Genomic DNA, 12,696 nt, shown 5'->3' with positions numbered 1-12,696 from the left:
CAGTGTACGAAGCGTGCCGACAATCAGGGGGCCGTCAGCGCCCGGCCACCACGGCTGGGACGTGGTGCAGGGTCAGCAGATCGAACGGGACCCAGGTGGCGACGCCGGTGCGTTGCAGCGAGGCCAGCGACAGCCACACCCCGAGCACGGTCAGCACCGGCAGCAGCATGCCCAGCTCGACCTTGCCGCCGGTGCGCATCCGCATCGGCTTGGGCAGCGCCACCGGGTACCAGGTCTTGCCGGAGAACGGGATGGGCCAGAAGATCGGGCAGCCCTGCTCGGTGATGGCATCCCCGACGCAGTGCGCGAGGCAGCCGGCGGCGACCGCGACGGCGCACCACATGGCCTGCTCGGGCGGACCGACGTCGATCCAGTGCCAGCACAGCACGGTGAGCCCGAGGGACAGCACGGTCACGCCGAGTACATGGCCCTTGGGCGTCCACTCGTGCAGCAGGCCGCGCACGGCCAGGGCACAGAACAGGAACAGCAGCGGCAGCAGCGCCACCTTGTGCGCCCACTGCACCACGCCGTACGTGCCGAGCCCGGCCAGCGCCGCGAACACCAGCGTGTGGGTGACGCCGCGGTGGCCGCCGTGCCGATTTGCGTCACTGCGTAAGCGGGTGGTGCGGTAGACCACGTGGCTGACCCAGTGCACGCCCTTGGACAGCACCCACGTGACCTTGCCGAACGTGTTGGCGACGGTCGCCTCGGGGTGGTCGAGGTCGGGCAGCAGCGCGGCGCCGCTGCACAGTGCCGCCCCGACGACCCAGGTCTGCGGGGTCATCGGCATGTGGTTGGCGATGGCCACGATGGACACGCCGCCCCAGGCCATCAGGCCGCTCATCGCGTGCGTGGGTCCGGTCGACACAGCGCCCCCTGCTTCATGATCAGTTGTGCCGGCCAGGCAGGGTAACCGGCGATCGGCCTCGCGGACGCCAGGACACGGCGGGGCGGAAGGGCACAGCTGACGGTGGGCTGCACCACGCCCCGAGGACGGTCACCCACGGTTAGCAGTACACTCGTACTGCTTGCATTGTCGCGAGAGGAGAGCCCGGCGCATGGGCAAGATCAAGGTCGAAGGCACCGTCGTCGAGCTCGACGGCGACGAGATGACCCGCATCATCTGGCAGTTCATCAAGGACAAGCTGATCCACCCGTACCTGGACGTCAACCTGGACTACTACGACCTGGGCATCGAGCACCGGGACGCGACCGACGACCAGGTCACCATCGACTCGGCCAACGCCATCAAGAAGCACGGCGTCGGTGTGAAGTGCGCCACCATCACGCCGGACGAGGCGCGGGTCGAGGAGTTCGGCCTGAAGAAGATGTGGCTCTCGCCCAACGGCACGATCCGCAACATCCTCGGCGGCGTGATCTTCCGCGAGCCGATCGTCATCTCCAACGTGCCGCGGCTGGTGCCGGGCTGGACCAAGCCGATCATCATCGGCCGTCACGCCCACGGCGACCAGTACAAGGCCACCAACTTCAAGGTGGCCGGCGCCGGCGAGCTGACCATGACCTTCACCCCGGCCGACGGCTCCGAGCCGATCCAGCACGTGGTGGCCAACTACGGCCCCGACGGCGGCGTGGCCATGGGCATGTACAACTTCCGCAAGTCCATCGAGGACTTCGCGCGCGCCTCGCTGTCCTACGGCCTGCAGCGCGAGTACCCGGTCTACATGTCGACCAAGAACACCATCCTCAAGGCCTACGACGGCATGTTCAAGGACGTGTTCCAGGAGATCTTCGAGGCCGAGTTCAAGGCCGACTTCGACGCCAAGGGCCTGACCTACGAGCACCGCCTGATCGACGACATGGTCGCCGCGGCCATGAAGTGGGAGGGCGGCTACGTCTGGGCCTGCAAGAACTACGACGGCGACGTCCAGTCGGACACCGTGGCGCAGGGCTTCGGCTCGCTGGGCCTGATGACCTCCGTGCTGATGACGCCGGACGGCCGCACCGTCGAGGCCGAGGCCGCGCACGGCACCGTGACCCGGCACTACCGCCAGCACCAGCAGGGCAAGCCCACCTCGACCAACCCGATCGCCTCGATCTTCGCGTGGACCCGTGGCCTTCAGCACCGCGGCAAGCTGGACGGCACCCCGGCCGTCACCCAGTTCGCCCAGACGCTGGAGGAGGTCGTGATCTCGTCGGTCGAGGCCGGCGCGATGACCAAGGACCTGGCCCTGCTGATCAGCAAGGACCAGGCCTGGCAGACCACCGAGGACTTCCTCAACACCCTCGACGAGAACCTGCAGAAGCGGATGGCGTCCGCCTGAACCGCGTAGCGTGACCAAAAGGGCCCCGTCGGGTGACGGGGCCCTTTTGTCCGCCGGTCACGGTTTACCTTCCGGCACATGGGGAAGAAGCTCCTGCTCGCGGCTCTGACCGCGATGCTCGGTCTCACTCTCGCCGGCACCGCCTCCGCGGCGGCTCAACCCGGCTACGTCGCCCTCGGCGACTCCTACGCCTCCGGCGTCGGCACTCGGGCCTACATCGACGACGCCTGCAAGCGTTCCTCCTACGCCTACGCCGAACTGCTGGCCGGCCGGCTCGGGCTGGCGCTGAACTTCCAGGCGTGCAGCGGGGCCAAGACCAGTGACGTGCTGAGCAAGCAGGTCGGCGCGCTGTCCGCGTCGACCAACTTCGTCACGGTTTCGGTCGGCGGCAACGACATCGGCTTCTCGAGCGTGATCGAGAAGTGCGCGCTGCCGTTCTACGACTGCACCGGCGACATCAACAAGGCCGTCGGGCTGATCTCCAGCACGCTGACCGGCGCCCTGGACAACGTCTACACGCAGATCCACAACCGGGCGCCGAACGCCAAGGTCGTGGTGGTCGGGTATCCGCGGCTGTTCAACGGCGTCGCCTGCAACGCGCTGGCCCGGATCAGCCCGACCGAGGAGGGGCAGATCAACGCGGCCGCCGACAAGCTCGACACCGCCATCGGCGGCCGGGCCAGCGCGCACGGCTTCACCTTCCTCGACCCGCGGTCGGCCTTCACCGGTCACGCCGTGTGCGACAAGGTGGAGTGGCTCAACGGCCTGTCCAACCCGGTGTCCGAGTCCTACCACCCCAACCGCGACGGCCACGTGGGCTTCGCGAATCTTCTTCAGCCCCTGCTGTGACGTTTCGTAACGGCCTAGCCCGGTAGGGGCCCCGGCCGGGTGGAAACCGGGCCGGGTGGTTCTGCCGCACCCCGTCCTCCGGTATTGCTGGGATGTCCGGTTGTTCAGGCGTTTCGGTGACGGGAGGGCGGGGTGCTCGGCATTCCGGTGCTGAAGCTGGCCGTGATCGGCGGGGTCGGTGTGGTGGCGTTCGCCATGATCGCGCACCGCAACGCCGACGCGTCGCAGAGCAATGCCCAGTGCGCCTTCACGGTCAACGCCGACGTGCTCAACGTGCGGGCTGGCCCGGCCACCACAGAGCGGGTCGTCGGCCGGCTGGTGCAGAGCCAGTCGACCACCGCGCAACCGGTGGTGCAGAACGGTTTCCGCCAGCTCGACGGGGCACGCTGGGCCTCGGCCGACTACTTGGTCGCGGCGGCCGGCAACACCTGCTGAGCCAGACCGATGTGGTACGGCACGTTGACCACAACGACACCGGGCGTGAACAGCAGCCTTGCCTTGAGCCGCAAGGCACTCTGGTTGTGCAGCAGGTGCTGCCACCAGCGCTGCACCACGTACTCCGGGATGAACACGCTGACCACGCCACGCCGGTCCCGGGCGTGCAGCCGGCTCACGTGGTCCACGATCGGTCGGCCCACGTCCCGGTATGGCGAGGACAGCACGATCAGCGGCACCGTGATCCCTCGGCGCTCCCATTCCCGTTGCAGGCGGCGGGTTTCCTCGTCGTCGGTGGCGACGGTGACGGCCTCCAGCCGGTCCGGCCGGGTCGCCTTGGCGAAGGCCAGTGCTTGCAGCGCCGGCTGGTGCAGCCGGGAGACCAGCACCAGCGCGTGCACCGTCGGCGGCAGCGTCGTGGTCTCCTTGACCGTTGCGACCTGGTTCTCGAACCGCCGGTAGTAGCGGCTGATCGCCCGCATCACGATGAACAGCACCACCATGGCCAGCACCGCCAGCCATGCACCGTGCACCACCTTGGTGGCGAACACGACCACCAGCACCACCGCGGTCAGCCCGGCGCCGAAGGCGTTGATCGCCTGCGAGCCACGCATCTGCCGGCGCCGCGCCGGATCGGTTTCCTCGGCCAGCAGACGTTTCCAGTGCACGATCATGCCGGCCTGGCTGAGCGTGAAGCTGGTGAACACGCCGATGATGTAGAGCTGGATGAGGCTGTCGATGTTGGCGTCGAAGCCGATGATCAGCAGTACCGCGAACGCCGCCAGCAGCAGGATGCCGTTGCTGAACACCAGCCGGTCGCCGCGGTTGTGCAGCTGCCGTGGCAGGTAGCGCTCGCGGGCCAGGATCGAGGCCAGACCGGGGAAGCCGTTGAACGCCGTGTTGGCGGCCAGGATCAGGATGCCGGCGGTGGCTGCCTGGAACAGGTAGAACAGCGGCGAGTGGCCGCCGAACACGCTCGCCGCGACCTGCGAGATCACCGACGGGTTGCCGTCGGCCATGGCGCGCGCGTTCAGGTGCACGGCCAGCGTGGTGATGCCGCCGAACATCGTCACCGCGATCACGCCCATCATCACCAGCGTGAGGGCGGCGTTGTGCGGCTTGGGTTTCCGGAAGGCGGGAACGCCGTTGCTGATCGCCTCCACGCCGGTCAGCGCCGTGCAGCCGGAGGCGAAAGCCCGTAGCGACAGGAAGATCGCGCCCCAGCCGGTGGCGTTCTCGGTCTGGTGCAGGGGAATGTTCGCAGTCGATGCGTCGGGCAGGTCGCCGACGATGCCACGGACCGCGGCCACGCCGAACATGAGGAACGTCAGCACGATGAAGGCGTAGGTCGGAATGGCGAAGGTCTTGCCTGATTCTTTGACGCCACGGAGGTTGGCCAACGCGATGAGCACCACGAAGCCGACCGAGATGAGCACGGCGTGCGGCGCCAGCTCCGGCAAGGCCGAGATGATCGCCACCACGCCGGAGACCACCGACACCGCCACGGTCATCACGTAGTCGACCAGCAGCGCCGCCGCCGCGGTCAGCGCCGCCGACTCGCCCAGGTTCTCCTTGGACACCACAAAAGCGCCGCCGCCGCTGGGGTAGGCGTAGCAGGTCTGGCGGTAGGAGGCGACGACCACGATCAGCACGATCGCCACCGCCGCCGCGACCGGCGTCGACAGCGACAGCGCGCCCGCGCCGCCGACGGCCAGCGTGAGCAGGATCTGCTCGGTCGCGTAGGCGACCGACGAGATGGGGTCGCTGCAGAAGACCGGCAGCGCCAGCCACTTGGGCAGCAGCGTGTCGCCTAATCGCTCACTGCGCAGGGGACGGCCGACGAGCAGCCGCTTCACGACGTCGAACACGGTTTTCCTCTCCAACGGACCACTCAGTGCCAGCGTGTGCGGCGTAAATGGCCGGCCCGCCGCCCCTGATGCCGTCTTGACGCCGAGACGGCCCGCGTTTACGCGTTCTTGATGCCGCTAGGCTCGGGGCGTGCTGACCGTCTCCACGATCAACGTCAATGGCCTGCGCGCCGCCGCCAAGAAGGGCTTCGTCGAGTGGCTCGCGGCCACCGAGGCGGACGTGGTGTGCCTCCAGGAGACGCGGGCCGAGCTGGACCAGCTGTCCGACGAGCTGCGTGAGCCGGCCGGCTGGCACACCGTGCTGGCCGAGTCCGAGCTCAAGGGCCGGGCCGGCGTGGCCCTGCTGTCCCGGACCGCGCCGGAGGCCGTCCGGGTCGGCTTCGGCTCGGCCGAGTTCGACCGCAGCGGCCGCTACGTCGAGTTCGAGCTGGCCGACGTGGTGGTGGCCAGCCTCTACCTGCCGTCCGGCGACGCCGGCACGCCCAAACAGGACGAGAAGTACCGCTTCCTCGACGCCTTCTTCGCCCATCTCGTCGAGCTGAAGGCCAAGGCCGAGGCCGACGGCCGTGAGGTGCTGGTCTGCGGCGACTGGAACATCGCGCACCGGCCCGAGGACCTGAAGTCCTGGAAGACCAACCAGAAGTCGGCCGGCTTCCTGCCCGAGGAGCGGGCCTGGCTGGACCGCCTCTACGCCGCCGGCTACGTCGACGTCGTGCGCTCGCTGAACCCGGACGTCGCCGGCCCGTACAGCTGGTGGTCCTACCGCGGCAAGGCGTTCGACAACGACTCCGGCTGGCGCATCGACCTGCACGTGGCCACCGAGGGGCTGGCGACCAAGGCCGTCTCCGCGGTCACCGAACGGGCCGCGACCTACGCCGAGCGCTGGTCCGACCACGCCCCCGTGACCGTGGCCTACGACCTCTGAACCCCGCGAGTCCCGTTGAGCGTCACACCGAATGCGTGAAACGGTTTCGTACTTTCGGTGTGACGCTGGGCGGGACTCGCGGGGGTGGTTTTATTCCCGCCCTTCCTGTGAGAGTGGTCTCCCTACGCTGAGCGACGGTGCTTCGCGAAAGCCGACTTACGCTCGCTCGGTGGTCACAGACACCCCGCGCCCGAGCGATTCGGCCCTCCGCAGGGCACTTCGCCGCGCCGCCGACGGTTCCACGCTGGATGCCACCGAGGCGGCGGTGCTGCTGCACGCCCGCGGCGATCACCTGGATGAGCTGCTGGCCATCGCCGGCCGGGTCCGGGACGCGCACCTGCGGGCCGAGGGCCGCGAAGGCGTCATCACGTACAGCAAGAACGCCTTCATCCCGCTGACCCGGCTGTGCCGGGACCGCTGCCACTACTGCACCTTCGCGACGGTGCCGCACCGCGTGCCGGCGGCGTACCTGGAGCGCGACGAGGTGCTGGACATCGCCCGCCAGGCGGCGGCCCAGGGCTGCAAGGAGGCCCTGTTCACGCTGGGTGACCGGCCGGAGGACCGCTGGCCGGCGGCGAAGGAGTGGCTGGAGGCCCGCGGCTACGGCTCGACCCTGGACTACCTGCGGTCGGTGGCCATTGCCGTCCTCGAGGAGACGGGCATGCTGCCCCACCTCAACCCGGGCGTGCTGAGCTGGGAGGAGTTCCAGCGGCTCAAGCCGGTGGCGGCCAGCATGGGCATGATGCTGGAGACCACGGCGACCCGCCTGTGGAGCGAGCCGGGCGGCCCGCACTACGGCAGCCCGGACAAGGACCCGGCGGTGCGCCTGCGCGTGCTGACCGACGCCGGCCGGGTCGGCGTGCCGTTCACCTCCGGCATCCTGATCGGCATCGGCGAGAACCTCGACGAGCGGGCGGAGTCGCTGCTGGCGCTGCGGGGCGTGGCCCGCCAGTACGGCAACATCCAGGAGATCATCGTCCAGAACTTCCGGGCCAAGCCGGACACGGCCATGCGCGGCATGCCGGACGCCGACCTGCACGAGCTGGCGGCGACCATCGCGGTCGGCCGGCTGCTGATGCCGTCCAACGTGAGCGTGCAGGCCCCGCCGAACCTGGTGGGCAACGAGTTCGAGCTGATGCTGCGGGCCGGCATCGACGACTGGGGCGGCGTCTCACCGGTGACCCCGGACCACGTCAACCCGGAGCGGCCGTGGCCGGCGATCGACGAGCTGACCGCGGTCACCGCGGAGTCGGGTTTCCAGCTGCGCGAGCGGCTGACCGCCTACCCGCGCTTCGTCAAGGCCGGCCAGCCGTGGATCGACACCCGCATCAGCGCGCACGTGGATGCCCTGGCCGACAAGGAAACCGGCCTGGCCGACGAGTCGGCCGTCCTGAGTGGACGGACGTGGCAGGAGCCGGACTACGCCCTGGAGTCGCAGGGTCGCACCGATCTGCACGAGACGATCGACACCACCGGCCGCACGGACGACCGGCGTGGCGACTTCGACAGCGTCTACGGCGACTGGGAGTCGCTGCGCCACCAGCTGCACACCAGCCCGACGTTCAGCAAGCTGCCCGGTGACGTCCTCAATGGACTGACGATCGCCGCCGAGAACCCGGCCGCGCTGCTGGACGAGGCCAACGCCGACGCGGCGCTGGCCCTGCTGACCGCGGACGGCGAAGCGCTGGAGACGATGACCCGGCTGGCCGACCAGCTGCGGGCCGAGGTCAACGGCGACGACGTGACCTACGTGGTCAACCGGAACATCAACTTCTCCAACGTCTGCTACGTCGGCTGCCGGTTCTGCGCCTTCGCACAACGGGAACGCGACGCCGACGCGTACCGGCTGACCGTGGACGACGTCGCCGACCGCGCCCAGGAGGCGTGGGACGTGGGCGCGACCGAGGTCTGCATCCAGGGTGGCATCGACCCCAAGCTGCCGACCAGCTTCTACGCCGACATGGTGCGGGCGATCAAGACCCGGGTGCCGGGCATGCACGTGCATGCCTTCAGCCCCATGGAGATTGTCAGCGGCGCGACCAAGGCCGGCGTGAGCGTCGAGGAGTGGCTGACCGAGCTGCGTGACGCCGGCCTGGACACGATCCCCGGCACCGCGGCGGAGATCCTCGACGACGACGTGCGCTGGGTGCTGACCAAGGGCAAGCTGCCGACCAAGACCTGGCTCGAGGTCGTCGGCACCGCGCACAAGCTGGGCATCCGCTCCTCGTCGACCATGATGTACGGCCACGTCGACCACCCCGGCCACTGGCTCGGGCACCTGCGCACGCTGGCCCGCCTACAGGACGAGACCGGCGGTTTCACCGAGTTCGTCGGCCTGCCGTTCGTGCACAACAACGCGCCGATCTACCTGGCCGGCGTGGCCCGCCCGGGACCGTCCCGAAGGGACAATCGCGCCGTGCATGCCATGGCCCGCTTGGCCCTGCACGGCCGGATCGACAACATCCAGTGCTCCTGGGTGAAGCTGGGCGACCGCGGCACGGCCGAGGTGCTCCGCGGCGGCGCCAACGACCTGGGCGGCACGCTGATGGAGGAGACGATCAGCCGGATGGCCGGTTCCGAGCACGGCTCGGCCCGCACCATCGCCGAACTGGACGCGATGGCGGCACTGGCCGGCCGGCACGCGCGTCAGCGAACCACGGTCTATGGCCATGTTGCGCTAAATGGACCCGTTCGGGTGAGCCTTTCGGAGCACTGACGTTACGTCGAATGGGTAGCTTCTGAGGTTGCCTCCCAGCAACGTCGGCCTCGGAAGGACTATCCCGTGCGCAACAGAAGAGCGCTCGCGTTCCCGCTGGCCGTGATGGTGGCCGGGACGATCATCGCTGGTGCCGGGGCCGCGTTGGCCGCGACACCGAGCGATATCGGCCCGGCCATCCACGCGGCCGTCGACCACCAGCGCGGCCACCCCCAGGGTGGCGACGCCGATCGCGGCAACCCGCCGTGTGAGCGGACCGGCCGGGGCAACCCGCCGTCCTGCCAGACCACCACGCCGCCGGCCACGTGTGTGCCGAAGGACAACGGCCGCGGCCTGCCGCCGTGCACGTCGACCACGCCGCCGACGACCACCCGGTCGACGACGACCACGCCGTGCACGACAACGACGACGCCGTCCACCACGACGACGACGTACACGACGACCACCACGTCGTCCACCACCACGACGACCACCACCACGACGCCGTCGACCACGACATCGACGACGACCACCACGACGACGCCGTCGACGACCACGTCCACGACGGGGACGACGACCACGACCAGCCCCTCGCGGTCGTCGTCGACCACGCCGCCGGTGACGACCACCACGCCGGGCACCCCGCAGCTGGCCTACACGGGCACGAACGCGGACACCGGCATGTTGATCGGCATCGGCATGCTGCTCATCGTCGGTGGCGGCCTGATGCTGTTGGTCCGTCGGACTCCGAAGGCCCGTAGCTGAGTCGTAGGGGCGCCTCGCCCGCCCGGGGCGCCCTGCGACGTACGGCACGTCACACTTGCCCGAAGGCGCATGATCGACGGCCCCGACGGGGGCCGGTGAGCCCGTAAGCGCAGGTCCTGATCTTGTGGGACCCGCCGCCGGGCGGGCCGACCTGCGCGGTTATTCTCGCTCCTCGTGATGGACCGCACAGTCCCCGGAACGGGTGGGGTTGACACGTTCGGTAGTTTTCCGAACGACGGATACCCTCGTGTTCACTCTTTCGGGGCGACCTCACTGTCGGGAGACGCTGCCTTGCGTAACCAGGTTCGGCACCTCACGCGTTCCACCCTGACTGCCGCCTGCCTGCTGCCGGCCACCATGCTGCTGACCGCCGGGCTGGCCGCGGCCGCCACCGAGACCGACGCCCCGGTCGAGAGCCGGGTGCCGGTCACCCTGGACGGCGTCGCCCTGATCGCCATCCTGCTGGGCTTCGGCGGCCTGATCGCCGGCCTGCTGCGCCACCGCCACCGCCTGGCCCGTGAGGCCAAGGCCGCCGCCGCGGCGGCCAAGGCGGTCGTCGAGGAGAGCGCCGCCGCTGCCGCCAAGAGCGTGCCGCCGGCCCCGCTGCCCACCCCGAGCCAGCTCTGATCCGTTCGGAACGGACCATTCCTCTACTCGGAGTTTTGGAACGGCGCGTTCACAGCCTCGAACTTGAGTAGTTCGACGCTCTGCGACCGCCTGCACGCACCGTTACCGTAAGCGGGTGGCGGAGAAGGAATCCCTGCTGACCCGGCTGCGCAAGCGGCATGCGTGGCTCGACCACCTGGTGCGGGCCGGGTCGCGGTACACCGAGCGGTACGGCGACCACTACGCCGCGGCGATCACCTACTACAGCGTCCTGTCCCTGATCCCCCTGCTCATGCTGGGGTTCTCGGTGGCCGGATTTGTCCTGGCCGGCAACATGGACCTGCTGAACCAGATCCGCGGCGGCATCGCCGCGGCGGTGCCGGGCGCGCTCGGCGAGCAGGTCAACACCATCGTCGGCAAGCTGATCGACTCACGCAGCACGGTCGGCATCTTCGGTCTGCTGGCCGCCCTCTACTCGGGCCTGGGCTGGATGACCAGCCTCCGTGACGCCCTCACCGCCCAGTGGACCCGTGAGCGCCCGGAACTGCCGTTCCTGATCACCGCGGTCAAGGACCTGCTCACGCTGATCGGCCTCGGCCTGGCCCTGGTCATCTCGTTCGGCATCACCGCGGCCGGCTCGGCGCTGGGCGGTCTCGTGCTGGAGTGGCTGGGCCTGCGACAGACCGGCTGGGCCGAGCTCCTGCTGTCGCTGGCCGCCATCGTGCTGGGCCTGGTGGCCAACTGGCTGGTGTTCCTGTGGGTGCTGACCAGCCTGCCGCGTTTCCACGTCGGCTGGCGCAGCGCGATCCGCGGCGCGATCACCGGCGCGATCGGCTTCGAGGTGCTCAAGCAGGTTGGCAACATCTACCTTCAGACGATCAAGGACTCGCCGTCCGGCTCGGTCTTCGGCACGCTGCTCGGTCTGCTGGTGTTCATCAACCTGGTGTCGCGGTTCCTGGTCTTCATCACCGCGTGGACGGCCACCGCCCGGGAGAACATGGCTCGCTCGGCCGACCCGGTGCTGCCGCCGCAGCCGGTGCTGATCCGGCCGACGGTGCACGTGGCCGGCCGCCCGGACGGTGTCCTGACGGCCGGCCTGATCAGCGCCGGCGCGCTGATCGGCGTGACGCTGACCAGGCTGCTGCGCCGGCGCTGAGTCCGTCAGAAGGCGCCGATGCCGTTCGGCGTGCCGAGGCCGGTCGGGGCGTCGTAGCCCGGCCGGCCGTTGCACAGGTAGTCACCGCCGCAGTCCATGCCCTCGGTGTGTCCGTCGACCACGTCGTACAGCGCATCGGCGTGCGCGTAGAGGTACGACGCGTCATGCACCTGCGACGCGTTGCCGGCCAGCGCGATGATGCCGGCGATGAACGGGGCCGAGGCGCTGGTGCCGCCGATCGTCACCCAGCCCGGCACCTGGTAGGTGTCGTGGACGGCCAGTTTGTCGGCCACCGCCGAGACGTCCGCGATGGTCCGCATGCCGCAGTTGGTGTCGTGCTGCCACGCCGGCTTGGCCACCCACGCCGAGCAGCCGCTGCCGGCCGAACTCCACGCCGTCTCGGTCCAGCCGCGGGCGTTGTCGGCGCGGGTCAGCGTGGTCCCGCCGACGGCGATCACCGACGACAGCACGGCCGGGAACTCGGCCGTCCTGAAACCGGAGTCGCCGCTGCTGGCCACGATCGGCACGCCCGGCTGGTCGTACGCGGCGGCCACTTTGCTCATGCTGCCGTGTTCGTCCAGGCCATAGCTGTTGGACACCACGGTCGCCCCCTGCGCGACGGCCGTGTTGACCGAGGCGGCGAGATTGGCGTCCAGCGGATCGTCGCCCTCCACCAGCAGGATGTGGCACGCCGGGCAGGCCGTCGACGCCATGTCCAGGTCCAGCGCGATTTCCAGGCCCCAGCCCGGATTTCCGGCCGGCAGGGGAGTGGTCTGGCCGCGCTGGTTGACCTTGCGGAAGCAGCCGTTGGCCGTCGTGCACGGCGGTAAGCCGTAACGGCTGCGGTAGACGGCCAGATCGCTTTCAGCGTTGGGATTGTCATACGCGTCAACGATGGCGATGGTCTGCCCGCCGCCGCCGGTCGCCGGCAGGTTGTACGCGGCGCGTAGGTCGTCGGCGCCGTGTCCGGTGTCGGCGGCGGTTTGGGCGACGCTGAGGCAGCGGGCGGTGTTCGGCCCGGGATTCGACGCGCAGGACGGCAGGGCGGGCTTGGCGATCGCCGGGGTCGCGACCGCGGTCAACAGGACCGCGGCCATGGCCAGTGCTCGAAGCAT

Annotated in this window: 12 protein-coding genes; 8 read left to right on the top strand and 4 right to left on the bottom strand. The window is 69.6% G+C overall.

Annotated elements, in window-relative coordinates; all coding sequences use genetic code 11:
- Positions 1 to 34: 34 nt before the first annotated feature.
- The gene (locus M3Q35_RS29900) at positions 35 to 868 is read right to left on the bottom strand and encodes a metal-dependent hydrolase (RefSeq protein ID WP_273935898.1); all 834 of its coding nucleotides are present in this window, start codon (positions 866 to 868) and stop codon (positions 35 to 37) included.
- Between the two features lie 190 nt (positions 869 to 1,058).
- On the opposite strand from M3Q35_RS29900, the gene M3Q35_RS29895 reads away from it, so the two are divergent.
- From M3Q35_RS29895 to M3Q35_RS29885, 3 genes are all read left to right on the top strand, one after another.
- Positions 1,059 to 2,282 carry an NADP-dependent isocitrate dehydrogenase gene (locus M3Q35_RS29895; RefSeq protein ID WP_273935897.1) on the top strand — a complete coding sequence of 408 codons (1,224 nt, stop codon included), beginning with the start codon at positions 1,059 to 1,061 and terminating at the stop codon, positions 2,280 to 2,282.
- A gap of 78 nt (positions 2,283 to 2,360) precedes the next feature.
- Positions 2,361 to 3,131, top strand: a complete 771-nt coding sequence (locus M3Q35_RS29890; protein ID WP_273935896.1) for an SGNH/GDSL hydrolase family protein — start codon at positions 2,361 to 2,363, stop codon at positions 3,129 to 3,131.
- A gap of 132 nt (positions 3,132 to 3,263) precedes the next feature.
- On the top strand, positions 3,264 to 3,566 hold the full coding sequence (locus M3Q35_RS29885; protein ID WP_273935895.1) for an SH3 domain-containing protein: 303 nt from the start codon (positions 3,264 to 3,266) through the stop codon (positions 3,564 to 3,566).
- On the opposite strand, the gene M3Q35_RS29880 is transcribed toward M3Q35_RS29885, so the two are convergent.
- Positions 3,533 to 5,434, bottom strand: coding sequence for an APC family permease (locus M3Q35_RS29880; RefSeq protein WP_273935894.1), 1,902 nt, complete (start codon positions 5,432 to 5,434; stop codon positions 3,533 to 3,535). The genes M3Q35_RS29885 and M3Q35_RS29880 overlap by 34 nt on opposite strands.
- 130 nt (positions 5,435 to 5,564) lie before the next feature.
- On the opposite strand from M3Q35_RS29880, the gene M3Q35_RS29875 reads away from it, so the two are divergent.
- Complete coding sequence (locus M3Q35_RS29875) at positions 5,565 to 6,359, top strand: exodeoxyribonuclease III (RefSeq protein ID WP_273935893.1); 795 nt, start codon at positions 5,565 to 5,567, stop codon at positions 6,357 to 6,359.
- Between the two features lie 169 nt (positions 6,360 to 6,528).
- On the top strand, positions 6,529 to 9,075 hold the full coding sequence (locus tag M3Q35_RS29870; protein ID WP_273935892.1) for a bifunctional FO biosynthesis protein CofGH: 2,547 nt from the start codon (positions 6,529 to 6,531) through the stop codon (positions 9,073 to 9,075).
- A 59-nt stretch (positions 9,076 to 9,134) separates the two neighbouring features.
- On the opposite strand, the gene M3Q35_RS29865 is transcribed toward M3Q35_RS29870, so the two are convergent.
- Positions 9,135 to 9,686: a hypothetical protein gene (locus tag M3Q35_RS29865; RefSeq protein ID WP_273935891.1), complete on the bottom strand. Its 552-nt coding sequence runs from the start codon at positions 9,684 to 9,686 to the stop codon at positions 9,135 to 9,137.
- Between M3Q35_RS29865 and M3Q35_RS29860 the strand changes: the two genes are divergently transcribed.
- From M3Q35_RS29860 to yhjD, 3 genes are all read left to right on the top strand, one after another.
- Entirely contained in the window at positions 9,673 to 9,819 is a 147-nt protein-coding gene (locus M3Q35_RS29860) for an LPXTG cell wall anchor domain-containing protein (RefSeq protein ID WP_273935890.1), read from the top strand. The genes M3Q35_RS29865 and M3Q35_RS29860 overlap by 14 nt on opposite strands.
- Before the next feature lie 291 nt (positions 9,820 to 10,110).
- Complete coding sequence (locus M3Q35_RS29855) at positions 10,111 to 10,446, top strand: hypothetical protein (RefSeq protein ID WP_273935889.1); 336 nt, start codon at positions 10,111 to 10,113, stop codon at positions 10,444 to 10,446.
- Between the two features lie 115 nt (positions 10,447 to 10,561).
- Entirely contained in the window at positions 10,562 to 11,581 is a 1,020-nt protein-coding gene (gene yhjD / locus M3Q35_RS29850) for an inner membrane protein YhjD (RefSeq protein ID WP_273935888.1), read from the top strand.
- 5 nt (positions 11,582 to 11,586) lie between these two features.
- Here the strand turns inward: yhjD and M3Q35_RS29845 are convergent, their stop codons facing one another.
- Positions 11,587 to 12,696, bottom strand: a complete 1,110-nt coding sequence (locus M3Q35_RS29845; protein ID WP_273935887.1) for a S53 family peptidase — start codon at positions 12,694 to 12,696, stop codon at positions 11,587 to 11,589.

It is taken from the genome of Kutzneria chonburiensis, from assembly GCF_028622115.1.
Classification (GTDB): Bacteria; Actinomycetota; Actinomycetes; order Mycobacteriales; family Pseudonocardiaceae; genus Kutzneria; species Kutzneria chonburiensis.
Note: the sequence above shows the minus strand (reverse complement) of the source record. Positions and strands in the feature narration are given on the sequence as shown.

What these genes read in the sequence shown, in the direction of transcription:
- M3Q35_RS29890 (WP_273935896.1), top strand. Translation starts at nt 2,361, where the DNA reads ATGGGGAAGAAGCTCCTGCTCGCGGCTCTGACCGCGATGCTCGGTCTC.
- M3Q35_RS29895 (WP_273935897.1), top strand. Translation starts at nt 1,059, where the DNA reads ATGGGCAAGATCAAGGTCGAAGGCACCGTCGTCGAGCTCGACGGCGAC.
- M3Q35_RS29845 (WP_273935887.1), bottom strand. Translation starts at nt 12,696, where the DNA reads ATGCTTCGAGCACTGGCCATGGCCGCGGTCCTGTTGACCGCGGTCGCG.